The sequence below is a fragment of the Microbacterium sp. ZW3a genome (genome assembly GCF_057167165.1).
Genome location: NZ_CM169903.1, coordinates 1,720,003 through 1,745,496, shown reverse-complemented (window position 1 = coordinate 1,745,496; position 25,494 = coordinate 1,720,003). Strand labels below are relative to the sequence as shown.

At 70.2% G+C, this 25,494-nt stretch carries 28 protein-coding genes; 23 read left to right on the top strand and 5 right to left on the bottom strand.

The window, feature by feature from the left end; genetic code table 11:
• Positions 1-113 precede the first annotated feature (113 nt).
• The 3 genes from smc (at position 114) to ACU6WY_RS08250 (ending at position 5,088) form a co-directional block, all read left to right on the top strand.
• The gene (gene smc, locus ACU6WY_RS08260) at positions 114-3,641 is read left to right on the top strand and encodes a chromosome segregation protein SMC (RefSeq protein ID WP_483819198.1); all 3,528 of its coding nucleotides are present in this window, start codon (positions 114-116) and stop codon (positions 3,639-3,641) included.
• Positions 3,642-3,645: 4 nt separating this feature from the next.
• Positions 3,646-4,518, top strand: coding sequence for a signal recognition particle-docking protein FtsY (gene ftsY, locus ACU6WY_RS08255; RefSeq protein WP_483819197.1), 873 nt, complete (start codon positions 3,646-3,648; stop codon positions 4,516-4,518).
• 69 nt (positions 4,519-4,587) lie between these two features.
• The gene (locus tag ACU6WY_RS08250; protein WP_483819196.1) at positions 4,588-5,088 is read left to right on the top strand and encodes a DUF2004 domain-containing protein; all 501 of its coding nucleotides are present in this window, start codon (positions 4,588-4,590) and stop codon (positions 5,086-5,088) included.
• Between the two features lie 10 nt (positions 5,089-5,098).
• Here the strand turns inward: ACU6WY_RS08250 and lipA are convergent, their stop codons facing one another.
• Positions 5,099-6,133, bottom strand: a complete 1,035-nt coding sequence (gene lipA / locus ACU6WY_RS08245) for a lipoyl synthase (RefSeq protein WP_483819195.1) — start codon at positions 6,131-6,133, stop codon at positions 5,099-5,101.
• A complete protein-coding gene (gene lipB / locus ACU6WY_RS08240) occupies positions 6,130-6,768 on the bottom strand; it encodes a lipoyl(octanoyl) transferase LipB (protein ID WP_483819194.1) in 639 nt (212 codons plus the stop codon). The genes lipA and lipB overlap by 4 nt, the downstream gene beginning before the upstream one ends.
• A 66-nt stretch (positions 6,769-6,834) precedes the next feature.
• Here lipB and ACU6WY_RS08235 point away from each other — a divergent pair, with 66 nt between their 5' ends.
• Both ACU6WY_RS08235 and ffh read left to right on the top strand, forming a co-directional pair.
• Positions 6,835-7,392 (top strand): TetR/AcrR family transcriptional regulator, encoded by a 558-nt coding sequence (locus tag ACU6WY_RS08235; RefSeq protein WP_483819193.1) that lies wholly within the window; start codon positions 6,835-6,837, stop codon positions 7,390-7,392.
• 55 nt (positions 7,393-7,447) lie between these two features.
• The gene (gene ffh / locus ACU6WY_RS08230; protein ID WP_483819192.1) at positions 7,448-8,998 is read left to right on the top strand and encodes a signal recognition particle protein; all 1,551 of its coding nucleotides are present in this window, start codon (positions 7,448-7,450) and stop codon (positions 8,996-8,998) included.
• Positions 8,999-9,022: 24 nt separating this feature from the next.
• On the opposite strand, the gene ACU6WY_RS08225 is transcribed toward ffh, so the two are convergent.
• Positions 9,023-10,186, bottom strand: coding sequence for a glutamate--cysteine ligase (locus ACU6WY_RS08225; protein ID WP_483819191.1), 1,164 nt, complete (start codon positions 10,184-10,186; stop codon positions 9,023-9,025).
• Between the two features lie 191 nt (positions 10,187-10,377).
• Here ACU6WY_RS08225 and rpsP point away from each other — a divergent pair, with 191 nt between their 5' ends.
• From rpsP to trmD, 4 genes are read left to right on the top strand one after another with little or no spacing between them, the layout of a single operon-like run.
• A complete protein-coding gene (gene rpsP / locus ACU6WY_RS08220; protein WP_483819190.1) occupies positions 10,378-10,800 on the top strand; it encodes a 30S ribosomal protein S16 in 423 nt (140 codons plus the stop codon).
• Between the two features lie 4 nt (positions 10,801-10,804).
• The gene (locus ACU6WY_RS08215) at positions 10,805-11,035 is read left to right on the top strand and encodes an RNA-binding protein (protein ID WP_483819189.1); all 231 of its coding nucleotides are present in this window, start codon (positions 10,805-10,807) and stop codon (positions 11,033-11,035) included.
• Positions 11,035-11,712, top strand: coding sequence for a ribosome maturation factor RimM (gene rimM / locus ACU6WY_RS08210; RefSeq protein ID WP_483819188.1), 678 nt, complete (start codon positions 11,035-11,037; stop codon positions 11,710-11,712). The genes ACU6WY_RS08215 and rimM overlap by 1 nt, the downstream gene beginning before the upstream one ends.
• A 1-nt stretch (position 11,713) precedes the next feature.
• Positions 11,714-12,403: a tRNA (guanosine(37)-N1)-methyltransferase TrmD gene (trmD, locus tag ACU6WY_RS08205; RefSeq protein WP_483819187.1), complete on the top strand. Its 690-nt coding sequence runs from the start codon at positions 11,714-11,716 to the stop codon at positions 12,401-12,403.
• 72 nt (positions 12,404-12,475) lie between these two features.
• On the opposite strand, the gene map is transcribed toward trmD, so the two are convergent.
• Positions 12,476-13,258: a type I methionyl aminopeptidase gene (map, locus tag ACU6WY_RS08200; protein WP_483819186.1), complete on the bottom strand. Its 783-nt coding sequence runs from the start codon at positions 13,256-13,258 to the stop codon at positions 12,476-12,478.
• 104 nt (positions 13,259-13,362) lie between these two features.
• Here map and ACU6WY_RS08195 point away from each other — a divergent pair, with 104 nt between their 5' ends.
• The 10 genes from ACU6WY_RS08195 (at position 13,363) to ACU6WY_RS08150 (ending at position 21,248) form a co-directional block, all read left to right on the top strand.
• On the top strand, positions 13,363-13,854 hold the full coding sequence (locus ACU6WY_RS08195) for an MFS transporter permease (protein ID WP_483819185.1): 492 nt from the start codon (positions 13,363-13,365) through the stop codon (positions 13,852-13,854).
• A 159-nt stretch (positions 13,855-14,013) separates the two neighbouring features.
• Positions 14,014-14,361 carry a 50S ribosomal protein L19 gene (rplS, locus tag ACU6WY_RS08190; protein WP_094736597.1) on the top strand — a complete coding sequence of 116 codons (348 nt, stop codon included), beginning with the start codon at positions 14,014-14,016 and terminating at the stop codon, positions 14,359-14,361.
• Positions 14,362-14,533: 172 nt separating this feature from the next.
• A complete protein-coding gene (lepB, locus tag ACU6WY_RS08185; RefSeq protein WP_483819184.1) occupies positions 14,534-15,277 on the top strand; it encodes a signal peptidase I in 744 nt (247 codons plus the stop codon).
• Positions 15,274-15,927 (top strand): ribonuclease HII, encoded by a 654-nt coding sequence (locus tag ACU6WY_RS08180; RefSeq protein WP_483819183.1) that lies wholly within the window; start codon positions 15,274-15,276, stop codon positions 15,925-15,927. The genes lepB and ACU6WY_RS08180 overlap by 4 nt, the downstream gene beginning before the upstream one ends.
• 54 nt (positions 15,928-15,981) lie before the next feature.
• Complete coding sequence (locus ACU6WY_RS08175; RefSeq protein ID WP_483819182.1) at positions 15,982-16,305, top strand: DUF2469 family protein; 324 nt, start codon at positions 15,982-15,984, stop codon at positions 16,303-16,305.
• A 93-nt stretch (positions 16,306-16,398) separates the two neighbouring features.
• Positions 16,399-16,761, top strand: coding sequence for a YraN family protein (locus ACU6WY_RS08170; RefSeq protein WP_483819181.1), 363 nt, complete (start codon positions 16,399-16,401; stop codon positions 16,759-16,761).
• Positions 16,758-18,281: a YifB family Mg chelatase-like AAA ATPase gene (locus tag ACU6WY_RS08165; protein ID WP_483819180.1), complete on the top strand. Its 1,524-nt coding sequence runs from the start codon at positions 16,758-16,760 to the stop codon at positions 18,279-18,281. Before ACU6WY_RS08170 ends, ACU6WY_RS08165 begins: the two co-directional genes overlap by 4 nt.
• Positions 18,282-18,319: 38 nt before the next feature.
• Positions 18,320-19,453, top strand: coding sequence for a DNA-processing protein DprA (gene dprA, locus ACU6WY_RS08160; protein ID WP_483821879.1), 1,134 nt, complete (start codon positions 18,320-18,322; stop codon positions 19,451-19,453).
• Between the two features lie 159 nt (positions 19,454-19,612).
• A complete protein-coding gene (locus ACU6WY_RS08155; RefSeq protein WP_483819179.1) occupies positions 19,613-20,518 on the top strand; it encodes a tyrosine recombinase XerC in 906 nt (301 codons plus the stop codon).
• A 91-nt stretch (positions 20,519-20,609) separates the two neighbouring features.
• Positions 20,610-21,248 (top strand): DUF3060 domain-containing protein, encoded by a 639-nt coding sequence (locus tag ACU6WY_RS08150; RefSeq protein ID WP_483819178.1) that lies wholly within the window; start codon positions 20,610-20,612, stop codon positions 21,246-21,248.
• Positions 21,249-21,312: 64 nt separating this feature from the next.
• Here the strand turns inward: ACU6WY_RS08150 and ACU6WY_RS08145 are convergent, their stop codons facing one another.
• Complete coding sequence (locus tag ACU6WY_RS08145) at positions 21,313-21,831, bottom strand: murein hydrolase activator EnvC family protein (protein ID WP_483819177.1); 519 nt, start codon at positions 21,829-21,831, stop codon at positions 21,313-21,315.
• Positions 21,832-22,145: 314 nt separating this feature from the next.
• Here ACU6WY_RS08145 and rpsB point away from each other — a divergent pair, with 314 nt between their 5' ends.
• From rpsB to frr, 4 genes are all read left to right on the top strand, one after another.
• Positions 22,146-23,069, top strand: a complete 924-nt coding sequence (gene rpsB, locus ACU6WY_RS08140; protein ID WP_483819176.1) for a 30S ribosomal protein S2 — start codon at positions 22,146-22,148, stop codon at positions 23,067-23,069.
• A gap of 132 nt (positions 23,070-23,201) precedes the next feature.
• A complete protein-coding gene (gene tsf, locus ACU6WY_RS08135; protein WP_483819175.1) occupies positions 23,202-24,029 on the top strand; it encodes a translation elongation factor Ts in 828 nt (275 codons plus the stop codon).
• 115 nt (positions 24,030-24,144) lie between these two features.
• Positions 24,145-24,864, top strand: a complete 720-nt coding sequence (gene pyrH, locus ACU6WY_RS08130) for a UMP kinase (RefSeq protein ID WP_483819174.1) — start codon at positions 24,145-24,147, stop codon at positions 24,862-24,864.
• 74 nt (positions 24,865-24,938) lie between these two features.
• A complete protein-coding gene (gene frr / locus ACU6WY_RS08125; RefSeq protein ID WP_483819173.1) occupies positions 24,939-25,493 on the top strand; it encodes a ribosome recycling factor in 555 nt (184 codons plus the stop codon).
• The last annotated feature ends 1 nt before the right edge of the window (position 25,494 follow it).

Here is a 25,494-nt window from a genome sequence, read left to right as displayed (position 1 = left end):
TGGGCGGAACCTCGCGCGCGTCGCACGGGACCGCGCGGCCAGCCGCCGCGGAATGACGGGCGGGGTCGGGTACCGTGAGGCGGTAGTCCACCGGGTCGGGAAGGCGCATCGGCATGCACCTCAAGAGCGTCACGCTCAAGGGCTTCAAGTCCTTTGCGCAGTCGACGACGTTCGCGCTCGAACCCGGGGTCACATGCATCGTCGGGCCGAACGGGTCGGGCAAGTCCAACGTCGTCGACGCTTTGGCGTGGGTCATGGGGGAGCAGGGCGCGAAAACCCTGCGCGGCGGCAAGATGGAAGACGTCATCTTCGCCGGCACGTCCACTCGGGGGCCGCTCGGGCGCGCGGAAGTGCAACTGACGATCGATAACTCCGACGGTGCCCTCCCCATCGACTACACCGAGGTCACGATCAGCCGGACGCTGTTCCGCACCGGCGCGAGCGAGTACGCGATCAACGGCCAGACCTGTCGTCTGCTCGACGTGCAGGAGTTGCTCAGCGATTCCGGTCTCGGTCGCGAGATGCACGTCATCATCGGCCAGGGGCGGCTCGACACGGTGCTGCAGGCTTCGGCCGAGGAACGCCGCGGCTTCATCGAGGAGGCCGCGGGAATCCTCAAACACCGTCGCCGCAAAGAGAAGACCGCTCGCAAACTCGAGGCGATGGAGACCAACCTCACCCGACTGAGCGATCTCGCCGGAGAGCTGCGCCGGCAGCTGAAGCCCCTCGGGAAGCAGGCCGAGATCGCGCGAGAGGCGGCCACGATCGCCGCGGTCGTGCGCGACGCCAAGGCTCGCCTGTTCGCCGACGAGCTGGTGCGACTGCGTCGGGAGCTCGCGGACGCGGCTGCCGCGGAGAGCGAGCGGCACACCGAGCGCCTGATGCTGCAAGACCAGGCGGACGGCCTCCGGCAGCGCGTGGAGCGCCTCGAGGAGGAGCAGCGCTCCGAGGCCGTCGACCGCGCGCGTCGCGTGGCGTTTTCGCTCGAGCAGGTGCAGGAGCGCTTGCGCGGCCTGTACAGCCTGGCCGGTCAGCGGCTCACCCTCCTCGCCGACGACGACCTTGACGCGTCGTCGCAGGCTCCCACCGTGAGTCAGTCGATGATCGACGACGTTCGGTCCGAGATCGACGACATCGCCGGTGGTTTGGGGGACGCGCAGGATGCCGCGGCCGAAGCGGTCCGCGGGGTGGCCCGCGCGCGTGCGGAACTCGACGCTCTGGACGCCGACATCGCCGCCCAGAGCGCTCTGGTGTCGGAGCACGACATGAAGCTCACCTCGCTCCGCGGTACCGCCGAGGCCGCCGCCTCCGCCCTCTCGGCGGTGCGGACGGCGGTCGAGCGGCAGCAGAAGGCCCTCGATGCCGCGCTCGTGCGCCGCGCCGAGGCCGAGCAGGCACGAGCCGAACTCGACCCCGACGTCACCCCCGAGCCGTCGACCGCCGAGCACGCGGCCGCCTACGAGCGGGCACAGCGCGACGCCAACGAGGCCGAAACCGACGTGACGAGCCTGCGCGAACGACTGCACGCCGCCGAACGCGAGCGCGACGCGCTCTCGGCTCAGACCGCCGCGCTCGGCCGGGCGCTGGACGTGCGCAACGCGGCAGCCGACCTCATCGCCGCCGGCGGTCCGGGGGTGCGCGGCCTCGTCGGCGACGAGGTCAAGGTCACGGCGGGGTACGAAGCGGCGATCGCCGCGGCCCTGGGCTCCCTCGCCGAGGGTCTCCTCGTCGACGACGCTGCGGCCGCGTTCACCGCGGCGCGCGCGGCGCGCGAGGGCGACCTCGGCTCCATCGACATCGCGATCGCCGACGCCGACGGCGGTGCGGCGGGGGACGAGCTGCCGGGCGCCGTGCGCGCGGTCGACGTCGTCACGGCTCCTCCCGGGGTACTCGGAGTCCTGTCGCGCGTCGCGATTGTTGACGACCTCGCCGCCGCCGAAGACGCCCGCTCCGCGCTACGCGAGGCCGGCGACGGCACCGTGCTGGTCACGCGCGATGGGGCGGTGCTGACGCGCCAGACCCTGCGCGCGGGATCGGGGTCGGGGCGTTCGCGACTCGAGCTCGCCGCGGAACGCGATGCGGCGGCGGTGCGGCTCGACGAGATCGTCGTGGTGGCGGACGCGTTGCGTGCGTCTCTCGCCGACGCGCAGGCGCGCTGGACCGATGCGCGTGCCCGCACGAAGGACGCCCTCGCGACGCTGCGCGCGCACGACGCCGCCCTGGCGGCCCACGCCGAGAAGCTCAACCGCGTCACGGTGCGGCACGAAGCCGCCGTCGCCGAGTGCGAGCGCCTGGCGACGGGCGTCGCGCAGGCGGAGGCGGCGGTGGCGGATGCCGAAGAGACCGCGCGCGCGGCCGGGGCCACGCTGGAGCGCGCGCTGCAGGCCCCGCGTCCGATCCTCGACGCCTCGGCACGCGACGGGCTGCTCGCCGACCTCGACGCGGCGCGCGAGCGCGAGATGCGGTCCCGTCTCGACATCGAAACGCTCCGCGAACGGGTGCGCGCCGGCGAGGTGCGCATCGTTCAGCTCGAGCAGCAGCGCGAGCGGGAGCGCGCCGCCGCCGCCGCGGCCGCCCGCCGCGCCGTGATCCGGCGCGCGCAGCGCGAGGTCGCCGCGGAGGTGGCGGCAGCGCTTCCGACGCTGCTGGATTCCGTGGACCGGTCGGTGAGCCAGGCGCGCGTCGAGCTGGCGGCGGCGGAGTCGGCCCGCTCGGCCGTGACCGCCGACCTGAGCCGGGCGCGGGGGGAAGAGACCACCGTGCGGGAGCGCCTCGCTCGGCTGACCGAGAGCGTGCACGGACTCGAGCTCCAGATGCACGAGAAGCGGTTGCACGTGACGAGCCTGCTCGAACGGGTGCACTCCGAGCTTGCCCTCGACGAGCACATTCTGGTTTCGGAATATGGGCCAGATCAGCCCATTCCGACGGACGGCGACGGCGAGCCCGTGCCGTTTGACCGTGCCGGGCAGAAGCGTCGATTGCAGGATGCCGAGCGCAAGCTCGGGCAGTTGGGCCGGGTGAACCCGTTGGCACTCGAGGAGTTCGCCGCGCTGGAGCAGCGGCACGCGTTCCTCACCGAGCAGCTGGCCGACCTGCAGCAGACCCGCGCCGACCTCCAGACGATCATCGCCGAGCTCGACGAGCGGATGCAGACGATCTTCGTCGCCGCCTTCGAGGACACCCGCGTGGCGTTCGGCGAGATCTTCCCGATCCTGTTCCCGGGCGGTGCCGGGAGCATCTCGCTCACCGACCCGAACTCGCCGCTCACGACCGGGATCGAGGTGGCCGTACGCCCGGTGGGCAAGAAGATCGAGCGCCTGTCGCTGCTGTCGGGTGGAGAGCGGTCGCTGGCGGCGGTCGCGTTCCTCACCGCGATCTTCACGGCGCGTCCGAGCCCGTTCTACATCCTCGACGAGGTGGAGGCGGCGCTCGACGACGCCAACCTCGGGCGGCTGCTCGGGGTGTTCGAAAAGCTCCGCGAGAGCAGTCAGCTCATCGTCATCACGCACCAGAAGCGCACGATGGAGATCGCCGATGCCCTCTACGGCGTCTCCATGCGGCAGGACGGGGTTTCGGCGGTCGTGGGGCAGCGCGTCGGTGACCGCGCCGCCTCCGCCGCGGAACCGGCCCCCGTAAGCTGAAGCAATGGCTGAGAACTCCTGGTCGCTCGGGCGCGCGCTGCGCGGACTGTTCGTCAAACCCACGATCGACGAGACCACCTGGGACGACCTCGAGACGGCCCTCCTGACCGCCGACTTCGGCCCCGATGTGACCGAGCGGCTCATCGACGAGCTGCGTGAGAAGGTCGACCGCTACCGCACGACCGATCCGCGCGACCTGCAGCGGATGCTCCGCGAAACGCTCGAGGAGCACTTCGCGAAATTCGACACGACACTCCGCCTCACCGAGCGTCCAGCCGTGGTGCTCGTCGTGGGTGTCAACGGCGTGGGGAAGACCACGACGATCGGCAAGTTCGCGAAGTTCCTCCAGCGCTACGGACGGACCGTCGTCGTGGGCGCGGCCGACACCTTCCGCGCCGCCGCCGTCGACCAGTTGGCGACCTGGGCCGAGCGCGGGGGAGCCACGATCGTGCGTCCTCAGCACGAGGGTCAGGATCCGGCATCCGTCGCTTACCAGACCGTGGCGCACGCGAAAGAGACGGGCACCGAGATCGTGCTCATCGATACCGCGGGGCGTTTGCACACCAAGGGTGGGCTCATGGACGAGCTCGGCAAGATCACGCGCGTCGTCGAGAAGCAGGCCCCGATCAGCGAGGTCCTCCTGGTTCTGGATGCCACGACCGGGCAGAACGGCCTGATGCAGGCCCAGGCCTTCCTCGAGAGCGCGGGTGTTACGGGCCTGGTGCTGACGAAGCTCGACGGGTCGGCCAAGGGCGGCTTCGTCCTGGCGGTGCAGGAGCGCACCGGCATCCCGGTCAAGCTCCTCGGTCAGGGGGAGGGGATCGGCGATCTGACTGGTTTCACGCCGCACGTGTTCGCCGCCTCGCTCGTCGACTGATCCTCACCGCACTGCGTTCGCTGGGCGGGTCGCCTTCCGTGTGGGAGGTCGGCCTGGTTTCATGGGGGGATGGCGATCGAGCACGACTTCTTCGGACTCCTCGAGTCAGGACCGGATGGATCGATCTTCTGGTCCGAGAACGTGGAGTTCGGTGATCAGAGCGTCACCGTAGACCTGACTGCGCCCGATCAGGACGACGTGTCGGTGGAGGCCCTCGACGTCGCCGCGTCGCTGATCTCGTCGCTCGAGTCGATCGACCTCGCCGCGCGCAACGCGATGGTGAACGAACTCGATGACCGCACGAGCGAGGTGACCGAGTACATCCTCCAGCAGCAGGCGACCCTCGGCGAAGAGCTCGATGACCTCCTCAGTGACCCCTCCGGCGACACCCACATCGACGTCCTCAAGTCGCTTCAGCTGATGAGCATGACGATCCTCGCCGACGAGCACGGCGGTGCTGACCCGTTCGCGGTTCTCGAATACGCCCTCGACCCGGATGCCGCCGACGACGTACTCCTGGTCAACCTCGCCTCCGACGGCCAGGTGCAGTCGGTCACCAGCGCCGACTGACCCCCCGGCGTCAGACCGCCTGCGCGAAGCCCGCGTCGGCGGCTGCGATGTCTTTCGCGAGGTGTGAGAGGTGCGGCGGGATCTCGCGTCCTTTCGAGACCATCGACTGGGCCCACAGGCGCCCCGCGCGGTACGACGAGCGCACGAGAGGCCCGGCGAGGACGCCGAGGAATCCGATGCGCTCGGCCTCCTCTTTGAACTCCACGAACTCGGCGGGCTTCACCCACCGCTGCACGGGAAGGTGTCGAGGCGTGGGCCGCAGGTACTGCGTGATCGTGATGATGTCGGTGCCAGCCGCGTGCAGATCTTCCAGGGCCTGCACGACCTCTTCGGGCTCCTCACCCATGCCGAGGATGAGGTTCGACTTCGTGATGAGCCCCGCTTCGCGCGCCGCCGTCAGCACGCCGAGCGACCGCTCGTACCGGAAGGCGGGGCGGATGCGCTTGAAGATCCGGGGGACCGTCTCGACGTTGTGCGCGAAGACCTCGGGCCGCGACGAGAAGACCTCGTCGAGCAGCGCCGGGTTGCCCGAGAAGTCGGTCGCGAGGATCTCGACGCCGGTCCCGGGGTTCTCGGCGTGGATGCGCCGCACCGTCTCGGCGTGCAGCCACGCCCCCTCGTCGGGCAGGTCGTCGCGGGCGACGCCCGTGACGGTGGCGTAGCGCAGTTGCATCCGGGTGACGCTCTCGGCGACGCGTCGCGGCTCGTCCCGGTCGTAGTCAGCGGGCTTGCCCGTGTCGATCTGGCAGAAGTCGCACCGACGCGTGCACTGCGAGCCGCCGATGAGGAAGGTGGCCTCGCGGTCCTCCCAGCACTCGAAGATGTTCGGGCAGCCGGCCTCCTGGCAGACCGTGTGCAGTTCCTCGGTCTTCACGAGGTTCTGCAGCGCCGTGTACTCGGGGCCGAGGCGCGCCTTCGTCTTGATCCATTCGGGCTTGCGCTCGATGGGGGTCTGCGCGTTCCGCACCTCCAGGCGCAGGAGCTTGCGCCCGTTCGGAGCGGTGGATGCCGCGCCCCCGGCGCTCCCAGTCCCGCAGGCGCTCATGCGGCTACCGCCGCGTACTCCGCGCGAAAAACGCTCTCCACGCTCTCGACGATGTCGGCGGGGGAGACCTCGGCCCCGACGACCTCGCTGACCGTCGTCACACCGGCATCCGTGATCCCGCACGGGATGATTCCGCGGAACCCCGCCAGGGTGTTGTCGCAGTTGACGGCGAAGCCGTGCATGGTGACACCTTTCTCGACGCGGACGCCGATCGCCGCAATCTTGTCGATGCCGAGGGGGCGGCGCACCCACACGCCACTGCGCCCCTCGACGCGGAAACCGTCGACGCCGTGACCGGCGAGGGCGGTGATGAGCAGGCCCTCCAGGCGCCGCACGTGGGCGACGACATCCAGGGGTTCGGGGAGCCGGACGATCGGGTAGCCGACGAGCTGGCCCGGACCGTGCCAGGTGATCTTGCCGCCGCGGTCGACGTCGATGACCGGGGTGCCGTCGGTCGGACGCTCGTGCGCCTCGGTGCGCTTGCCGGCCGTGAACACCGCCTCGTGTTCGAGGAGGAGCAGGGTGTCCGGGCGTTCGCCCGCCACGACTCCGGCGTGCACGGAACGCTGGAGGGCCCACCCGTCGAGGTACGGCACGTAGTCGGGGGCGAGCCCCACGTGAAGGATGTCGAGCATCGGCGCTCCCGGAGTTATTGGATGCCGTCTAACAATACACATGGAGGGGCGCCGTAGGCTGAGGGCATGGCCCCCGAACCTCGCAGCGGTCGACCGCGCGCGTCGTCGCGGGAAGTTCTCTCGGAAGCGGCCTGCGAGCTGTTCCTCGAGCAGGGGTACGACGCCACGTCGGTGTCGGACATCACGCGGCGCGCCGGGGTCAGCCGCTCGAGCTTCTTCAACTACTTCTCCGCCAAGAGCGACGTGCTGTGGTCGGGATTCGACGAGCGCATGGACGCCGCGCTCGCGGAGCTGGGGGATCCCGGCATCCCGGTGGTCGATGCGCTCGCCACGATCGGCCGCGATTTCGCCCCGGACGCCCTGGCCCTGGCGATCGCGAACGCCGACGCGATGGGTCTCGCCGCCGAGCTCGATCGCGACCGCGCCCAGCGGCAGTTCCGTCTCCAGCGCGAGGTTGCCGCGCGGTTCGTGGCGCAGGGTGAGGAGCGCCTGGCGGCCCACGTGCGTGCCGGAGGATGCGCGGCGGCGGTGCTCGCTGCGGTATGGGTCTGGGCGGAGCGCACCTCGCGGGGGCCGGCCCTGGAGAGCCTGCTCGCCGAGGCCCTGTCTCACGTCGAACGCTGACCGACGACGCCGGCGCGCGGCGGGTCGGCGCCCGGCCGCGTAAACTCTTCCCATCATGGCGACTTTCGGCACCCTCTCCGACCGGCTCACAGAGACCTTCCGCAATCTGCGCAAGAAGGGTCAGCTCACCCCCGCCGACGTCGACGGGACGGTCCGCGAGATCCGGCGCGCCCTGCTCGACGCCGACGTCGCGCTGCCGGTGGTCAAGGAGTTCACCGCCGCCGTGCGCGAGCGTGCCCTCGGCGACGAGGTCAACCGCGCCCTCAACCCCGCGCAGCAGGTCGTGCAGATCGTCAACGATGAGCTCATCGGCATCCTCGGTGGTCAGCAGCGTCGCCTGCAGTTCGCGAAGAACCCCCCGACGGTCATCATGCTCGCCGGCCTCCAGGGCTCGGGAAAGACGACCTTCGCGGGCAAGCTCGCCAAGATGCTCGAGAAAGACGGGCACACCCCGCTTCTCGTGGCGTGTGACCTCCAGCGCCCGAACGCCGTGAACCAGCTCCAGGTCGTCGCCGAGCGCGCCGGTGCCGCCATCTACGCCCCCGAGCCGGGCAACGGCGTGGGCGACCCGGTGAAGGTCGCGCGCGACGGCGTCGCGCACGCCACGCGCCAGCAGCACGACATCGTCATCATCGACACCGCCGGACGCCTGGGCGTCGACGCCGAGCTCATGAAGCAGGCCGCCGACATCCGCGCCGCGACCCAGCCCGACGAGGTGCTCTTCGTCATCGACGCGATGATCGGTCAAGATGCGGTGAACACGGCGAAGGCCTTCCAGGACGGCGTCGATTTCACCGGTGTCGTGCTGTCCAAGCTCGATGGTGACGCCCGCGGTGGTGCCGCGCTCTCCGTGGCATCGGTCACGGGGCGTCCGATCATCTTCGCGTCCACGGGTGAAGGCCTCGACGACGTCGAACCGTTCTACCCCGACCGCATGGCGTCCCGCATCCTCGACCTCGGTGACATCCTCACCCTGATCGAGCAGGCGCAGCAGGCCTTCGACGAGGCCGAGGCGATGAAGGTCGCCGAGAAGCTCGCGACCGAGACCTTCACTCTCGAGGACTTCCTCGAGCAGATGCAGCAGATGAAGAAGATGGGCTCCATGAAGAAGATGCTCGGGATGCTCCCGGGCATGGGCTCCATGAAGCAGCAGCTCGAGGACTTCGACGAGCGCGAGATCGACCGCACCGAGGCGATCATTCGCTCGATGACGCTCGCCGAGCGGCGCAACCCCAAGCTCCTCAACGGATCGCGTCGCTTGCGCATCGCGCGCGGCTCCGGCATGACCGTGACCGACGTCAACCAGCTCGTCCAGCGCTTCGACCAGGCGGCGAAGATGATGAAGACCGTCGCGCGCGGCGGTGTCCCCAACATCCCCGGCATGGGCCCCATCGGGGGGAAGCCCGGAGCGTCGTCGAAGCGCGGCAAGCAGCAGAAGGCCAAGGGCTCGCGCTCGGGTAACCCGGCCAAGCGCGCGGCCGAGAACGCCGGTATCGCCGCGGCGGCTCCGGCCACGGGGTCGGGCTTCGGTCTGGGCGGCCAGAAGGCGCCGAGCGAGGCCGACCTGGCGGAGCTGCAGAAGATGCTCGGCCGCGGCGGAGCCTGACGGCCGCGCGGGTCGCGGCGACGGTCAGACGCGCAGCGCCGCCAGGTGCTCGCGCAACGTCGGGCCGCCGCGGAACTCGCGGATCAGGTGCTGCACCACGGCGCGAAGGTCGCCGTCGGCTGCCTCTGCGACGGCGATCTGCCGCGCGGAACTCCCGCCGGTGGAGAGGATCGTCTCGAGGCCCGCGAACTCGCGCGCGCACTTCAGCTCGACCGCGATATCTGCCAGGTCCTCCATCGTGGCGAGCAGGTGCTCGCGCACGGGGAGTTGCGTGCCCGCGCGGTCGACGATGACCCGCGCGTCGAGTCCGTAACGCGCGGCGCGCCACTTGTTCTCGCGGGCGAACCACGGCGGGATGCCGGGCAGCTCGCCGCCCTCGTCGAGGATCCGGGAGAACCGCTCGACGAGGGTCTGCGCGAGAGCGGCCACCGCGGCCAGCTCGGGGAGGGTCGACATCCCGTCGCACGCACGGATCTCGACGGTGCCCCACCGCGGCGCCGGACGGATGTCCCACCGCACCTCACTGGCATCCGCCATCACTCCGGTGCGCACCATGTCGTCGAGGTAGCGCTCGAAGTCGTCCCACGTCTCGAGCTGCCAGGGGAGTCCCGCCGTGGGGAGCTGCTGGAAGACGAGAGAGCGGTTGGAGGCGTACCCGGTGCGCTCGCCCGCCCAGAAGGGGCTCGAGGCCGAGAGCGCCTGGAGGTGCGGGAGGAACACGGTGAGCGCGTTGACGATCGGCAGCACCTTCTCGACGTCGTCGACGCCGACGTGCACGTGCACGCCCCAGATCATCATGTTGCGGCCCCACCACTGGGTGCGCTCGATGAGCGTGTGGTACCGGCCCTTGTCGCTGACCTGCTGGTCGTACCAGTGCGCGAAGGGGTGGCTGCCGGCGCAGAGCATCTCGATGCCGCGGGGCTCGGTCTCTTCCCGCAGTGCGCAGATGGCATCCGCGATGTCGTCGACGGCCTCGGCGACCGTGCTGCCGACACCGCTGGTGACTTCCACGGTGTTCGTCAGGAGTTCGCCCGTGACCGTGAAGCGTTCGAGCTTGCTGCGCTCCTCGACGAGGTCGAGAATCTCGGGGGCGCGGGGCACGAGATCGCCGGTCTCGCGGTCGGCGAGCATGAGTTCCCACTCCAGCCCGACGGAGGAACGCGCGGACGGGGCGAACGGCAACGTCATGCGGATCAGTCTGACACGCGACACGGACAGCAGTGGTTTCGCGACCCGCCGTGTCATCTGGCAGAATAGAGGGTCGGACCAGCCGCTCGACCCTCTATCCAGTGTCGGTCCGCCTTTTTGAGCTTCCGCCGGGTGTGCACCCCACGCTCCAGGCGTTCGGTTCGTTCGCTTTCCACCATCCAGGAGTATTCGTGGCTGTCAAGATCCGTCTCAAGCGTCTCGGCAAAATCCGTGCGCCCTACTACCGCATCGTCGTCGCCGACTCGCGCACCAAGCGCGACGGTCGTGTCATCGAAGAGATCGGCAAGTACCACCCGACCGAGGAGCCCTCGTTCATCGAGGTCGACTCCGAGCGCGCGCAGTACTGGCTCGGTGTCGGCGCTCAGCCGACCGAGCAGGTTCGCGCCATCCTCAAGCTGACCGGCGACTGGGGCACCTTCAAGGGTGACAAGGACGCGAAGTCCACCGTCAAGGTGCGCGAGCCCAAGGCTCCCTTCGAGGTCGACGCGTCCAAGAAGTCGGTCGTCAAGCCCAAGGCCGAGAAGAAGGCCGACGAGACCCCGGCTGCCGACGCTGCTCCGGCCGCCGACGCCGCCGAGACCTCGGCAGAGTAAGTCCGTGCTGTCCGCCGCGCTCGAACACGTCGTCAAGGGGATCGTCGATCACCCCGATGCCGTGACCATCCGTTCCGCCTCCTCGCCCCGCGGCGAGGTGCTGGAGGTTCGCGTGCACCCCGATGACCGGGGTCGCGTGATCGGGCGCGGCGGTCGCACCGCCAAGGCACTGCGCACGCTCATCTCGGCTCTGGCCGATGGGCAGCGCGTCCGCGTCGACGTCGCCGACGACTGATGGCAGCCGACGACACCGCGGGCCCGCAGCCCGCGAAGACGCAGCTCCGCGTGGGCCGCCTGGTCAAGGCCCACGGCTTGAAGGGTGCCTTCAAGATCGAGCTGTACACCGATGACCCCGAGGGGCGTTTCGTCCCCGGAAACACCTTCACCCTGCAGGTTCCCGAGTCCTCGCCGTGGCACGGCCGCGAGCTGACGGTCCGGGAGTTCCGCTGGATGAACACGCACCCCGTGGCCTTCTTCGAGGGCGTCGACGACCGCACGGCCGCCGAAGAGCTCGTGAAGGCGATCCTCTGGATCGACCAAGACGCCGAGGCCGCCCCCGCCGAAGACGACGCCTGGTACGACCACCAGCTGGTCGGTCTCGACGTGGTGCGTGACGACGCGGTGATCGGCCGCGTCGTGCGCGTCGACCACTTCCCCGCGCAAGACCTCCTGATCGTCCGTCCCTCCGGCCGCGGCGAAGACGCCGACGTCCTGGTGCCGTTCGTGAGCGCGATCGTGCCCGAGGTCGACGTCGAGGGCGGTCGCGTGGTCGTGACGCCGCCGGCCGGTCTCTTCGAAGACCTTCCGGGCGACGACGACACCCCGCGTGAAGAGAGCGGCGACGATTCCGACGCCGACGACGCGGGGGATGCCGACGACACCGACGAGCGCGCCGACACCCACGAGGCCTGACGTGCGCATCGACGTCGTCTCGATCTTCCCGACGATCTTCGACGCCCTCGAGGTGTCGCTCCTGGGTAAGGCGCGGCAGAGCGGACTCCTCGACGTCCGCGTGCACGACCTGCGCGACTACACCCACGACCGTCACCGCACCGTCGACGACACCCCTTACGGGGGCGGCGCCGGGATGGTGATGAAGCCCGAACCGTGGGGCGAAGCGCTCGACGACCTCACACGAGACGTCACTGCCCCTCCGGTGTTCGTCTTCCCTTCGCCCGCGGGGGAGCGCTTCACGCAGGCCATCGCCCGCGACCTGTCGACCGAGGACCACCTCGTGTTCGGGTGCGGTCGGTACGAGGGCATCGACGAGCGCGTATTCGAGTACGCCGCCGAGCTCGGACGCGTGCGTCTTCTCAGCCTCGGCGACTACGTGCTCAACGGCGGTGAGGTCGCCGTGATGGCGATGGTCGAGGCGATCGGTCGCCTGATCCCCGGCGTCGTCGGCAACCCCGAGAGTCTGGTCGAGGAGTCCCACGAAGACGGACTCCTCGAGTACCCCTCGTTCACGAAGCCCGCCGCGTGGCGCGGACGCGAGGTGCCGCCCGTGCTCCTCAGCGGCAACCACGGGGCCGTGGCCACGTGGCGTCGCGAGCAGCAGATCGAGCGCACGCGCGCCCGTCGTCCCGACCTTCTCCCGGACTGAGCACCGCGCCGTGTTCTCGGTGTAGCCCGCAGATCCCGGCATCCGAGAACAGGATGCCGGGAGGCCCCGGCCTCAGTCGACGCCGAGGAACGACCGGTCGGTGAGCACCACGGGTCCGTCGGCGGTGATCGCGACGGTGTGCTCGGAGTGGGCGCCGCGCGAACCGTCGGCACTGCGGAGGGTCCAGCCGTCGGCATCGGTGATGAGCTTGTCGGTGGTCTGCAGGAACCACGGCTCGAGCGCGACGACGAGCCCGTCGCGCAGCGGGTAGCCGCGCCCGGCCTTGCCGTCGTTGGGGACATGCGGGTCACCGTGCATCGTGCGCCCCACGCCGTGTCCGCCGAAGTCGGTGTTGATGGAGTACCCGTCGCCGTGGGCCACCGCGGCCACCGCTGCGGAGATGTCGCCGATCTTGCGGCCGACCGTCGCGGCGTCGATCGCGGCGGCGAGGGCGCGCTGCGTGGTGTCGATCAGCGCGAGGTCTTCGTCGCGCGGGGTACCCACGACGAACGAGACGGCCGAGTCGGCGACCCACCCGTCGACGGAGGCGGCGAAGTCCAGCGACACGAGGTCACCGTCGCGCAGTACGTAGTCGTGGGGGAGTCCGTGCAGAACCGCGTCGTTGAGCGAGGTGCACAGCACCTTGCCGAACGGGCTCGCGCCGAACGAGGGGTGGTAGTCGATGTAGCAGGACTCGGCGCCGGCGGCGCGAATCATGTCGTGCGCGCGGCGATCGAGGTGCAGGAGGTTGGTGCCCACCTTGGTCTCGTCGCGCAGCGTCGCCAGTACTTCCGCGACGAAACGACCGGCCGGTCGCATGGCGTCGATCTCAGCGGGGGTGCGCAGTTCGATCATTGGTGGATCCCTTCCTCGAACCTCCATTCTCGCCGACGATGGGGCGGGTCTGTGGCAGCGCCCATTCGAAGCGTCTGCACAACCGGCCCGCGTAGCATCGGGGCATGGTCCTTCGCCGACTTTTCCTCCCCTGGCTGTTTCCCGCCGCCCTCGTGCTTCCGCTGTGGCTGTTCGTCGGCTGGATCGTCTTCAGCGGAGGAAGCGGGTGGGCTCTGCTGTGGCTTCTCGTCGCGGCGCCGGCGGTCTTCGTCTCCGAGATCCTGATCGCCCTGATCGTGCGCGGTCGGGGTACCGTGCGCACCGAGCGGGCCGTGTCGTGGCGCGACCTCATCGGCATCGGCCTCTGGCACCTCGCGATCGTCGCGCTGGGCTTCTACGACTCGCGCACCTTCTTCCCGCTTCTGGTGCTCGGGGTCGTGGGCGCTTTCGTGCTGATCGGGTCGTCGCTCGCGCAGCTGTGGAGCGAGGCCCGTGGCGCGGTGACTCTGCTGCACGCCGCCGACGGCACCGGCTACATCCCACCCACGCGGGAACAGCCCCGCCCCCGCGTCGACGGCGACGTCGTCGTCATCTCCGAGACACGTTCCGCCGACTGAGCCGGTTTGGCCGGGGCCTCGGTCCGTGGCAGAATAGGCGTTTGTGCCCTGACCGGCTCTGCCTCAGGGGAGTCCGCCGCATCCGCGGCCTCGGGTACGCCTCACCTTTTCCCTTTTTATCGTGCGATCGACCTGTGGCGGTCGCAGGAAGTGACGATCATGCAGATCCTCGACTCCGTCGACGCGGCTTCGCTCCGCTCCGACATCCCCGTCTTCGCCCCCGGCGACACCGTCAAGGTGCACGTCAACATCACCGAGGGCAACCGCTCGCGTATCCAGGTGTTCCAGGGCGTCGTCATCGGCCGCTCCGGTGACGGTGTGCGAGAGACCTTCTGTGTCCGCAAGGTCAGCTTCCAGGTCGGTGTCGAGCGCACCTTCCCCGTGCACAGCCCCGTGATCGACCACATCGAGGTCGTCACCCGTGGTGACGTGCGCCGTGCGAAGCTCTACTACCTGCGTAGCCTCCGTGGCAAGAAGGCCAAGATCAAGGAGAAGCGCGACCGCTGAGTCCGCCTCCCCGAACGCCCCGCGATCCGTCGCGGGGCGTTCGTCGTTTTCGGGGGAGGGGCGCGTGGCATCCTGTCTGATCGGATGCCGGGAACGTTCGGTGGGCGGGTCGGAATGTGCGAGGCTTGTCGGGCGGTCTTCCGGTGTGCGGTGAGCCCGGCGAAGGATCAACATGAGCGACGAAACCGCATCCCCCGTGGCCCCCACCCCGACGACTCCCCGTCGCCGTGGAGCCCTGACCTTCCTGCGCGACGTCGTCGTGATCCTGCTGATCGCGTTGCTCGTGTCGTTCCTGGTCAAGACGTTCGTGGTGCGGTCGTTTTACATCCCCTCGGCGTCGATGAACAACACGCTGCTGCAGAACGACCGGATTCTCGTCGACGAGCTCACGCCGCGGTTCGGCGAGTACTCCCGGGGTGACGTGGTGGTGTTCCGCGATCCGGGTGGCTGGCTGCCCGTGACCACTGAGCCGCCGCGCGCGCCGATGGTCGAGGCGGTGGACTGGGTGCTCTCGCTCGTGGGGCTCGCCGCTCCCGACAGCGACGACCACCTCATCAAGCGCGTCATCGGCACGCCCGGAGATCACGTGGTGTGCTGCAACGCCCTCGGCCAGACGACGGTGAACGGCGTGCCGATCGAGGAACCGTACGTCAAGCTCAACCCCGGGGCGACCGCGCCCGAGCCTGTTCCCTACGACATCACGGTGCCCGAGGGGGCGCTCTGGGTGCTCGGCGACAACCGCAACAGCTCGAAGGATTCGCGCTACAACCAGGAGCAGCCGGGGCGCGGATTCGTGCCCATCGACAACGTCGTGGGGCGCGCCTTCCTCATCACCTGGCCGTTCGACCGGTTCGGCCTGATCGACTTCCACCACGAGGTCTTCGCGGGGGTGCCCGCTCCCGGGAGCGCCCCGTGATCGAACCGACCCTGACGCTCGAGCGCCGCCTGCTCAAGGAGCACGCGCTCATCATCGCGTGCGACGAGGTGGGCCGCGGCGCCCTCGCGGGTCCTGTGGCGGTGGGGGCCGCGGTGATCGACCCGTCCCGGTCGCGCAAGCGCGTCCCCGTCGGCCTGCGCGACTCGAAGCTCGTGCCCGAGGCGCGCCGCCCCGAGGTGGCCGCGCGGGCCGCCGCCTTCGTGCAGGAGAGCGCGGTCGGATGGGCCAGTTCCGACGAGATCGACGAGATCGGCATCATCCGTGCCCTGGGTCTGGCCGCGATCCGCGCCATCGCCGATCTGCGTGCGCACGGCGTCGTGTGCGAAGACGCCATCGTGATCCTCGACGGCAACCACGACTACATCACGCCCGCGGGGGAGCGCGATCTGCGCGTGCGCCCAATCGTGAAGGCTGACCGTGATTGCGCCAGTGCGGCCGCGGCATCCGTCATCGCCAAGGTCGCACGTGACACCCTCATGACGCACCTCCACGACGACCTGCCCGCCTACGGCTGGGCGCGCAACAAGGGCTACGCGAGCCTCGATCACCGCGAAGCCATCGGCGTGCACGGCATGAGCGTGCACCACCGGCAGTCGTGGGCGATCGCCGCGGCGCCGACGCTGTTCTGACGCTGCCCGCGAAGGTCTGCCGCGACGGCGTCGCGCGCCTAGGATGGAGGAACCATGGATGACGACGTCTTCGAGGATTACGACCGCGAACTCGAACTGGCCCTGTACCGCGAGTACCGCGATGTGGTCCTGCAGTTCCAATACGTGATCGAGACCGAACGGCGGTTCTACCTCGCCAACGATGTCAATGTCGTCCGCCGCGACACCGAGCACGACTTCTACTTCGAGATCTCGATGACCGACGTGTGGGTGTGGGACATCTACCGCGCCGACCGGTTCGTGAAGTCGGTGCGCGTGCTGACGTTCAAAGACGTGAACGTCGAAGAGCTGTCGCGTCGCGACTTCCAGCTGCCCGAAGAGCTTTCGCTCGACAGCTGACGGTTCCTCCCCAGCGCTCGTTCTTCGAGCGCTGTCCCCGATTCGGGGTTTCGGCGCCTCGGGGGCCGGGTTTCGGATGCCACGCTCTCGGGCATGGCAGCGAAAGACGACTTCGGGCGGGCCGGTGAAGAGCGGGCCGCCCGCCACCTGACCGCGAACGGTTACCGCATCCTCGACCGCAATTGGCGGTGCCCGCAGGGCGAGATCGACATCGTGGCCGAAACCGCGGGCACGCTCGTCGTGGTCGAGGTCAAGGCGCGGGCGAGCGAGGCCTTCGGGCATCCGTTCGAGGCGATCGATCGACGCAAGGCCGCGCGCCTGTGGCGGCTGGCGATGGCGTGGATCGCCGTGCACCCCGACGAGGCGCGCGGGCGGAGCCTGCGGATGGACGCGATCGCGCTGATCGGCACCGACGCCCGCACGGCCCGTCTCGAGCACCTCGAGGACGCGCTGTGACGGTCGCGCGCACGTGGGCCGTTGCCCTGACGGGGCTGCGCGGCGATCTCGTCGAGGTCGAGGCCGACCTGTCTCCCCAAACGCCGGAGTTCGCAATCATCGGGTTGCCCGACAAGGCACTCGGTGAGGCCGGGCGGCGGGTGCGCAACGCCTGCACCAATCGCGGACTCGACCTGCCCAAGCGCCGGTTGACGGTCAACCTGTCGCCTGCGAGCCTGCCCAAGCGCGGCTCGGGTTTCGATCTCGCGATCGCGGTGGCCGCGCTCGCGACGACGGGGTCGATGGATGCCGCCCGCGTCGCCGATACCGTCCACATCGGAGAACTCGGGCTGGACGGTCGGCTGCGGCCCGTGCCCGGCGTCCTGCCCGCGGTTCTGGCCGCGCATCGGGCCGGGCGGGCGCGGGTGGTCGTGCCGGCGGGGAACGCCCCGGAGGCAGGGCTCGTGGAAGGGATCGAGGTGCGCGCGGCGACCTGCCTGGCCGAGGTCGTGCGCTGGCACGGAGGGACGACCGACGCCCCGGATCTCGCCCCCGTCCTGACCGATCAGGTGCCCGATCCCGTCGAGGAACGGCTCGAGCTCGGCGACGTCGTCGGTCAGCCCGACGCTGTCGACGCCCTGATCGTGGCCGCGGCGGGCGGTCACCACCTGCTCATGAGCGGACCACCGGGCGCCGGAAAGACGATGCTCGCGCGCCGACTGCCTGGCATCCTTCCCGACCTTGATGACGAGGCGGCGCTGTCGGTCGCCTCCGTCCGTTCGCTGTCGGGCGATCCGGTCACGCGGCTGACCCGCACGCCGCCGTTCGAGGCGCCGCACCACGGGGCGAGCGCGGCTGCGCTGATCGGCGGAGGGTCGGGGATCGTGCGCCCGGGGGCGATCGCCCGCGCCAGCGAGGGCGTGCTGTTCCTCGACGAAGGCGGGGAGTTTCCCGCGTCGGTGCTCGACGCTCTCCGCCAGCCGCTCGAGAGCGGCGTCATCCATTTGCACCGCTCCGGTATGTCGGCGACCTACCCCGCACGGTTCCAACTGGTCGTGGCCACCAACCCCTGCCCGTGCGGGCAGTACGGGGTTCCCGGGGGCACGTGCGAGTGTGCCCCGCAGGCGATCCGCCGCTACACCCGACGACTGTCGGGCCCGCTCCTGGATCGCATCGACATCGACCTTCGGCTCCAACGCGTCTCGGTGGCGCGACGAGACGCGGCAACGCGTGTCGTGACCACTCGCGAGGCGCGAGTGCTCGTCGCGGCCGCCCGTGCGCGAGCAGCGCGGCGCTGGAACGGCACTCCCTGGCTGCGCAATGCCGACGTCCCCGGCACGTGGTTGCGCGGGCCGGCTGCTCCCGAACCCGAGGTGGTGCGCTCGCTCGACACGGCTCTCCGCCGGGGCTCGCTCACCCTTCGCGGCTACGACCGGCTCTTGCGAGTGGCCTGGACGGTAGCGGACCTCGCCGGTCACGACCGCCTCGGTGCGGACGATGTCGGGCGTGCGCTCTTTCTCCGGCAGGGGAGCGCGTCGTGACCGGGATACTGCCATCCCGCGACTCTGCCTCGTCGGTGATGCGCGACCTCGGTCTGCCGCCGGGGCTCGACCCGATGGAGGCCTACGCGCGCGTGGTGTGGAGTGTGCTCGCGGAGCCCGGTGACGGCGCTGCCGGGGCGATGATCGGTCGCTTCGGAGCGCTCGAGGCGCTGCGGGTCGCCACGTCCGAGTCCGGGGACGAATGGGCAGAAGCCCGGGCACGGTGGATGCCCCGATATCGGCCCTCGGTGGTCGACGCAGCGATCGCCTCGGCCCGGCGGTCCGGTGCGCAGCTGGTCGTGCCCACGGATCCTCGGTGGCTCCGTGGACTGGACGACCTCGGTGCTCACGCGCCCAGCGTGCTCTGGCTGCGCGGACGCCTCGACCCGCGCGCCGGCGTGCGGGTCGTCGCGATCGTCGGGGCACGGGCGGCGACTCCCTACGGCGAGGCGGTGGCCGCGGATCTGGCGGCTGATCTCGCCGCCGCCGGCGTGGTGGTGGTGTCGGGCGCCGCCTATGGCATCGACGGCGCTGCGCACCGCGCCGCCCTGTCGGCCGACGGGCAGACGATCGCCTTTCTCGCCGGGGGTGTCGACCGTCCCTACCCGCGCGGACACGATGGACTCCTCACCCGCATCGCCGCGACGGGGGCCGTTCTCAGCGAAACGCCCTGCGGGGCAGCACCGACGAAGTGGCGGTTCCTCCATCGCAACCGCCTGATCGCCGCGATCGCGGACGCGGTGGTGGTCGTTGAGGCGGGGTGGCGCAGTGGTTCGCTGAATACCGCGGCGCACGCCGCGACGCTCGGGCGGGCGCTCGGGGCGGTGCCCGGGCCCGTGACGAGCGCCGCCTCGGCGGGGAGCCATCGCATCCTGCGCGAATTCGACAGCGTCTGCGTGACGTCTGCCGCCGACGTGCTCGAGATGCTCGGCGCACCCGATGAGGGGATCGGGGAGAATGCTCCCGATAGCCGGGACGCCGCGCGCACCGACGATGCCACACGGATGCTGGACGCGCTGTCGTCACGCGTCGGGAGGGACGCCACCGACGTGGCCCGGCGCGCGGGGTTCTCGGAGACCGAGGCCCAGGTGCTCCTCGGGTTTGCCGAGCTGGAGGGGCGAGCCGTGCGCGATTCCGACGGTCGCTGGCGGGCGAAGCACGGCGCCTCGTGATGCGGACAGGGGGAGGCCGCCGGTTTCGGTCGCGGGGCGTCCTGTGATCGAGGCCGCGGGTGCGCGACGTTGCGCCGGCTATCGACGCCTCGCCTGTGGGATCCGCCGACCGCGCGCGTCCTGACGGCCTGTCCGCGCCCGGCGGGGCAGGCTGGGGGAGTGCGCATGAGCGAGGCCATCGAGGGGTATCTGGATCACCTCGCCACGGTGCGCCGTCTGTCGGCGGCAACGGTGCGCGCCTATCGGTCTGATCTGCGGGATCTCGCGCGTGCCTCCGGAGACCCCGACCTGCGAGACATCGACATCGAGGCGCTCCGGCAATGGCAGTGGGATGCCACCACCTCCGGACTCAGTAAGGCCACGGCCGCGCGCCGCACCTCGGCCGTGCGCGGCTTCCTCGGCTGGGCACGCGAGCAGGGCCTCGTTGCCACCGACCCGAGCAGCCGGATGGTCGCCCCGAAACGCGGACGCACGCTCCCGACCGTCGCGACCGCGCCGGCACTGGAGTCGCTCTTGTCCGAGGTCGAGGCCGATGCGCGCTCGGGGGATCCGGTGGCCCTGCGCGACCACGCGCTGCTCGAGCTTCTCTACGGCTCCGGTGCCCGGGTGTCGGAGATCTGCGGCCTCGATCTCGACGACATCGACCAGGAACGCCGGACGCTGCGGCTGCGCGGCAAGGGAGACAAGGAGCGCGTCGTCCCGTTCGGCGCGCCGGCCGCGCGAGCGCTGGAGGCCTACCTCGTTCGCGGTCGCCCGGTGCTCCACGCCCGGGGAGACGGGGCTGCGGGCTTGGCCGTCTTCCTCGGGGTGCGCGGTGCCCGCCTCGGTCCGCGCGCCGTCCACGCCCTCGTTTCCCGTGTCGTCGCCCCCGCCGTCGGTGCCGAGTCGCTCGGACCACATGCCCTCCGCCACTCCGCGGCCACCCACATGCTCGACGGCGGCGCCGACCTGCGGTCGGTGCAGGAGATCCTCGGACACGCCAGTCTCGGAACGACGCAGATCTACACCCACGTGTCGGCCGAGCGTTTGCGTGAGGCCTACCGCCTGGCGCACCCGCGCGCCTGACCGCTCACCTGCGCCGTCCACGTGCGAGCGCGCCGGACCGCCGTGCCTGTCGCCCTGGCGCCGCCCCGGTACGGCGACGTAGCGTGGGGTCGTGAACCCGCGCTCTCGCTTCTCTGCCTCGGCGTTCGGGGCTCTCGTCAGCGCGCTCCTCCTCGCCGGCTGCGCGTTCGGTCCGCAACCGGTCGTCACGCGACTGCCCCCGCCCGCGGCATCCACGACGGCCGCGCCGGCCACGACCGCGCCGACCCCCTCGGGAGTCCCGAGCGCACCGTCGGCGGCGCCGACCGGCCCGTCGACGGCGCCCGTGCCGAGCACCCCTGGTGTCGCCCCGGGGGCGGGTGACGTCGTGTCCTGTGGCGACGGCGGTTCCGAAACGATCTCCGGGAACGAACGAACCGTCCGCGTCGAAGGTCGCTGCGCAGAGCTCACCGTCGGGGGCACGGCCCTCACCATCGATGCGGGCACCGCGACGATCGGCATCCTGTCGCTCGCGGGCGACCGCCTGCGCCTCTCTGCCGTCGCGATCGACAGCGCCACCGTGCAGGGCAACGACAGTGGCCTCACGGTCGCGCAGTCGCTCGGCCGCGTCGAGCTCAGCGGAGACCGCTCCACCGTGACCGCGGGAGGAACCCTCGGGGCACTCGTCGTGCGCGGCCAAGACAACGTCGTGACGGCTGGCGGCGGCATCGGCGAGAGCACGGTGGAGGGCCGCGGTAACCGCATCGGCTGACGGCGATCGCGACGGAGTGTCCGCCCCACGCCGCGGTCGGGAGGCGCCCTCCCCACCTGCGACCTCAACAACACGGCAACAGCACCGCGCGCGGCACACCGCCGAGCAGCCGGAGCGGGTTGACGTGCTCGCCATTCCACCGCACGCCGAAGTGCACCGCGCCCACAGCCGTGTGCCCGCCCTCGGCCACCTCCCCGATCGGATCGCCGCGCGCAACGGCATCGCCGGCGCTTAGCGGGGTCGTCACCGGCTCGAAGCTCGTCACGAGACCGTCGCCGTGGTCGATCGTCACGACGGGACGCCCCGCGACAGGACCGGCGAACGCGATCGTTCCGGCGGCGGGGGAGCGCACCCGTGCGACGGAGCCGAGATCCAGCCCGCGATGACCGGGGGCGTACCGGTGCGCGGGCGCCTCGAACGGGCGCACGATCTGCAAGGCGTCGACGGGCCACACCCATCCGCGGCGGGAGAGGGGGTCATCGGTGTCGGCCCGCGCGGGAGCGACGCCCCAGACGACCAGGAGCACAACCAGCGCCGCTACCGCCCGCGACCACCGCACGGCGGGGGGACATTGAGTGTTCATGCCCCGATGGTGCGCCGTCCCATCCCACCCGCGCGGGCCGTCGCCCCCGTTCCGTGAACGGTCCCCGAACCAGACCTCGTGGGGAGGAGCCGTCCTGTATGCTGGAGGACGCATCCCGTCTGTCGGGATGACTCCGCGTGCCCACAGCGCAACGCGCCGCCCTCCGGGGCAGCGCATCGCGCGGCATCCACACCCCACGGTCCTCCGCTCCGGCGGAAAGGCGGGTGTGCGCCGGGCACCAGGCTCGCCGCTCGATCGATCGGCGCGAACAACCGCAACCACGGCGTGAAAGCGCCCAGAACAGGAGAACGACCATGGCCGTCGTTACCATCCGCCAGCTGCTCGACAGCGGCGTGCACTTCGGACACCAGACCCGCCGGTGGAACCCGAAGGTCAAGCGCTTCATCCTCACCGAGCGCTCCGGCATCCACATCATCGACCTCCAGCAGTCGCTGTCGTACATCGACAAGGCCTACGAGTTCGTCAAGGAGACCGTCGCGCACGGCGGCACCATCCTCTTCGTCGGTACCAAGAAGCAGGCGCAGGAAGTCCTCGCCGAGCAGGCGACTCGCGTGGGCCAGCCCTACGTCAACCAGCGCTGGCTCGGTGGCCTTCTCACCAACTTCCAGACCGTCTCCAAGCGCCTCGCTCGCATGAAGGAGCTCGAGGAGCTCGACTACGAGAACCCGGCCGAGAGCGGCTTCACGAAGAAGGAGCTCCTGCTCAAGAAGCGTGAGCTCGACAAGCTGCACAAGTCGCTGGGTGGTATCCGCAACCTCCAGAAGACCCCCTCGGCGATCTGGATCGTCGACGCCAAGCGCGAGCACCTCGCCATCGACGAGGCCAAGAAGCTCGGCATCCCCGTGATCGGCATCCTCGACACCAACGCCGACCCCGACGAGTTCCAGTACCCGATCCCCGGCAACGACGACGCGATCCGTTCGGTGAGCCTGCTCACGCGCATCATCGCCGACGCCGCCGCCGAGGGTCTGATCCAGCGTCACCAGCCCGCCGGTGAGGCCGAGGCTGCCGAGCCGCTGGCCGAGTGGGAGCGCGAGCTGCTCGAGACCCCCGAGGCCGGTGCTGAGGCGACCGAGACCGGTGCCGAGGCCGTCGAAGCCGCCACCGAGTCGGCTGACGACGCCGCCGGTGCCGAGGCTCACGACGAGGCCGTCGCCGACGCGTCGGGTGAGGAGACCTCCGAGGTCGCCGCCGCCGAGGCCACCGACAGCAAGTAAGCGCGCCGCCGCGTCACTGCGGCGTCACCCGCACAGGCTACGATCCGGCGGGGTCGTGACAGCACCCCTCGGGGTGCACACGGCCCCGCCGAGCTCACATCAGAACGCACAACGACAAGGAGACGCCACACCATGGCAAACTTCACGATCGCCGACATCAAGGCTCTGCGCGAGCAGCTCGGCACCGGCATGGTCGACACCAAGAAGGCGCTCGAAGAGGCCGACGGCGACGTCGAGAAGGCCGTCGAGATCCTGCGCCTGAAGGGCGCCAAGGGCAACGCCAAGCGCGCCGACCGCTCCACGAGCGAGGGCCTTGTCGCCGCTCGTGAGTCCGACGGCGCCGTCACGCTGCTCGAGCTCGCCTGCGAGACCGACTTCGTCGCCAAGAACGACCGCTTCATCGCCCTGGCCGACAAGGTCGTGGCCGCTGCGGCCGCCGCCGGCGCCGACTCGGTCGAGGCTGCCCTGGCCGCTGACGCCGAGGGCCAGGCCGTCGAGCAGCTCATCTCGGACGAGGCCGCCATCATCGGCGAGAAGGTCGAACTCCGTCGCGTCCGCACCATTCGCGGTGACAAGTTCGAGGTCTACCTGCACAAGACCAGCAAGGACCTCCCGCCCCAGGTCGGCGTGGTCCTCGCCTACACCGGTGACGACGCGGAGACCGCGCGCAGCATCGCGCAGCACATCTCCTTCGCCAACCCCTCGTTCCTCACCCGCGACGACGTGCCCGAGGCCGACGTCGAGAAGGAGCGCGAGATCGTCACCGAGATCTCCCGTAACGAGGGCAAGCCCGAGGCTGCTCTGCCGAAGATCGTCGAGGGCCGCGTGAACGCCTTCTTCAAGCAGGTCTCCCTGCTCGACCAGGACTACGCGAAGGACAACAAGCTGTCCGTCGCCAAGGTCGCCTCCGACGCCGGTCTCACCCTGACCGACTTCGCCCGCTTCAAGGTCGGCGCGTAAGCACCGATGACAAGGCCCGGGATGCCACGGCATCCCGGGCCTTTTCCCTGCGCGCGCGGCGTACCGGTCGGTGCAGCAGGGGCAGTAGTTTGATCAAGACGAGAGGACACCCCACGTGATCGATGAAGCGACCAGACGACGCCGTGTTTTGTTGAAGCTCTCCGGTGAGGCCTTCGGAGGAGGACAGTTGGGGGTCAACCCCGACGTCGTCAGCCAGATCGCCCGCGAGATCGCCGAGGCGGTGGATCGCGTCGAGGTCGCGATCGTCGTCGGCGGCGGCAACTTCTTCCGCGGCGCAGAGCTCAGCCAGCGCGGTATGGACCGCGGACGTGCCGATTACATGGGCATGCTCGGCACGGTGATGAATTCCCTCGCGCTGCAGGACTTCCTCGAGCAGGCGGGCGCGGCAACGCGCGTGCAGTCGGCCATCTCGATGACGCAGGTGGCGGAGCCGTACATCCCGCGCCGCGCCGTCCGGCACATGGAGAAGGGGCGCGTCGTCATCTTTGGCGCCGGGGCAGGACTCCCGTACTTCTCCACCGACACCGTCGCCGCGCAGCGTGCGTTGGAGATCGGTGCCTCCGAGGTGCTCGTGGCCAAGAACGGCGTCGACGGTGTGTACACCGCAGACCCGCGCGTGGATGCCACGGCCACCAAGCTCGACCACCTCACCTACAACGACGCCCTGCAGAAGGGCCTGAAGGTCGTGGATTCGACCGCATTCAGCCTGTGCATGGACAACGGCATGGACATGCGCGTGTTCGGCATGGAGCCGGCGGGGAACGTCACCCGCGCGCTGCTGGGCGAGACGATCGGCACGCTCGTTACCTCGTGACGTGCGGCGCGGGCCCGGGTTCCGGGCCCGCGCGCGACTAGACTGGTTCGATAGTTCCAACGAATGGAGTCACCGTGATCGCCGATGTCCTCGCCGATGCCGGAGCGCGTATGGATCGCGCCGTGGAGGCCGCGAAGGAGGACTTCGCGACCGTCCGTACCGGGCGCGCGAACCCCCAGATGTTCCAGAAGGTCCTGGTCGACTACTACGGGTCGCCGACCCCGCTCGCGCAGCTGGCCTCGCTGAACAACCCCGAGGCCCGCACCCTCGTCGTGAACCCCTACGACAAGTCGGCCCTCAAGGCCATCGAGCAGGCGATTCGCGACATGCCGAACCTGGGCGTGAACCCCACCAACGACGGCACCATCGTTCGCGTGACCATGCCCGAGCTGACGGAAGACCGCCGCAAGGAGTACGTAAAGATCGTGCGCGGCAAGGGTGAAGACGCGAAGGTTCAGGTGCGCAACCTGCGCCGCAAGGCCAAGGATGACCTCGACGCCCTCAAGAGCGAGGTCGGCGAAGACGAGCTCGCACGCGCCGAGAAGGAGCTCGACGGCGTGACCCGCGCCCACGTCGACGCGATCGATGAGGCGCTCAAGCGCAAAGAGGCCGAGCTGCTCGAGGTCTGAA

Excerpts from the sequence above, each read along its gene's own strand:
- rpsB (WP_483819176.1), top strand. The coding sequence starts at position 22,146 with ATGGCCGTCGTTACCATCCGCCAGCTGCTCGACAGCGGCGTGCACTTC.
- lipB (WP_483819194.1), bottom strand. The coding sequence starts at position 6,768 with ATGCTCGACATCCTTCACGTGGGGCTCGCCCCCGACTACGTGCCGTAC.
- ACU6WY_RS08235 (WP_483819193.1), top strand. The coding sequence starts at position 6,835 with ATGGCCCCCGAACCTCGCAGCGGTCGACCGCGCGCGTCGTCGCGGGAA.
- ACU6WY_RS08250 (WP_483819196.1), top strand. The coding sequence starts at position 4,588 with ATGGCGATCGAGCACGACTTCTTCGGACTCCTCGAGTCAGGACCGGAT.
- ACU6WY_RS08195 (WP_483819185.1), top strand. The coding sequence starts at position 13,363 with ATGGTCCTTCGCCGACTTTTCCTCCCCTGGCTGTTTCCCGCCGCCCTC.
- dprA (WP_483821879.1), top strand. The coding sequence starts at position 18,320 with ATGCGCGACCTCGGTCTGCCGCCGGGGCTCGACCCGATGGAGGCCTAC.
- ACU6WY_RS08145 (WP_483819177.1), bottom strand. The coding sequence starts at position 21,831 with ATGAACACTCAATGTCCCCCCGCCGTGCGGTGGTCGCGGGCGGTAGCG.
- map (WP_483819186.1), bottom strand. The coding sequence starts at position 13,258 with ATGATCGAACTGCGCACCCCCGCTGAGATCGACGCCATGCGACCGGCC.
- tsf (WP_483819175.1), top strand. The coding sequence starts at position 23,202 with ATGGCAAACTTCACGATCGCCGACATCAAGGCTCTGCGCGAGCAGCTC.
- ACU6WY_RS08225 (WP_483819191.1), bottom strand. The coding sequence starts at position 10,186 with ATGACGTTGCCGTTCGCCCCGTCCGCGCGTTCCTCCGTCGGGCTGGAG.
- smc (WP_483819198.1), top strand. The coding sequence starts at position 114 with ATGCACCTCAAGAGCGTCACGCTCAAGGGCTTCAAGTCCTTTGCGCAG.
- lipA (WP_483819195.1), bottom strand. The coding sequence starts at position 6,133 with ATGAGCGCCTGCGGGACTGGGAGCGCCGGGGGCGCGGCATCCACCGCT.
- ftsY (WP_483819197.1), top strand. The coding sequence starts at position 3,646 with ATGGCTGAGAACTCCTGGTCGCTCGGGCGCGCGCTGCGCGGACTGTTC.
- lepB (WP_483819184.1), top strand. The coding sequence starts at position 14,534 with ATGAGCGACGAAACCGCATCCCCCGTGGCCCCCACCCCGACGACTCCC.
- rimM (WP_483819188.1), top strand. The coding sequence starts at position 11,035 with ATGGCAGCCGACGACACCGCGGGCCCGCAGCCCGCGAAGACGCAGCTC.
- ACU6WY_RS08175 (WP_483819182.1), top strand. The coding sequence starts at position 15,982 with ATGGATGACGACGTCTTCGAGGATTACGACCGCGAACTCGAACTGGCC.
- rplS (WP_094736597.1), top strand. The coding sequence starts at position 14,014 with ATGCAGATCCTCGACTCCGTCGACGCGGCTTCGCTCCGCTCCGACATC.
- ACU6WY_RS08170 (WP_483819181.1), top strand. The coding sequence starts at position 16,399 with ATGGCAGCGAAAGACGACTTCGGGCGGGCCGGTGAAGAGCGGGCCGCC.
- ffh (WP_483819192.1), top strand. The coding sequence starts at position 7,448 with ATGGCGACTTTCGGCACCCTCTCCGACCGGCTCACAGAGACCTTCCGC.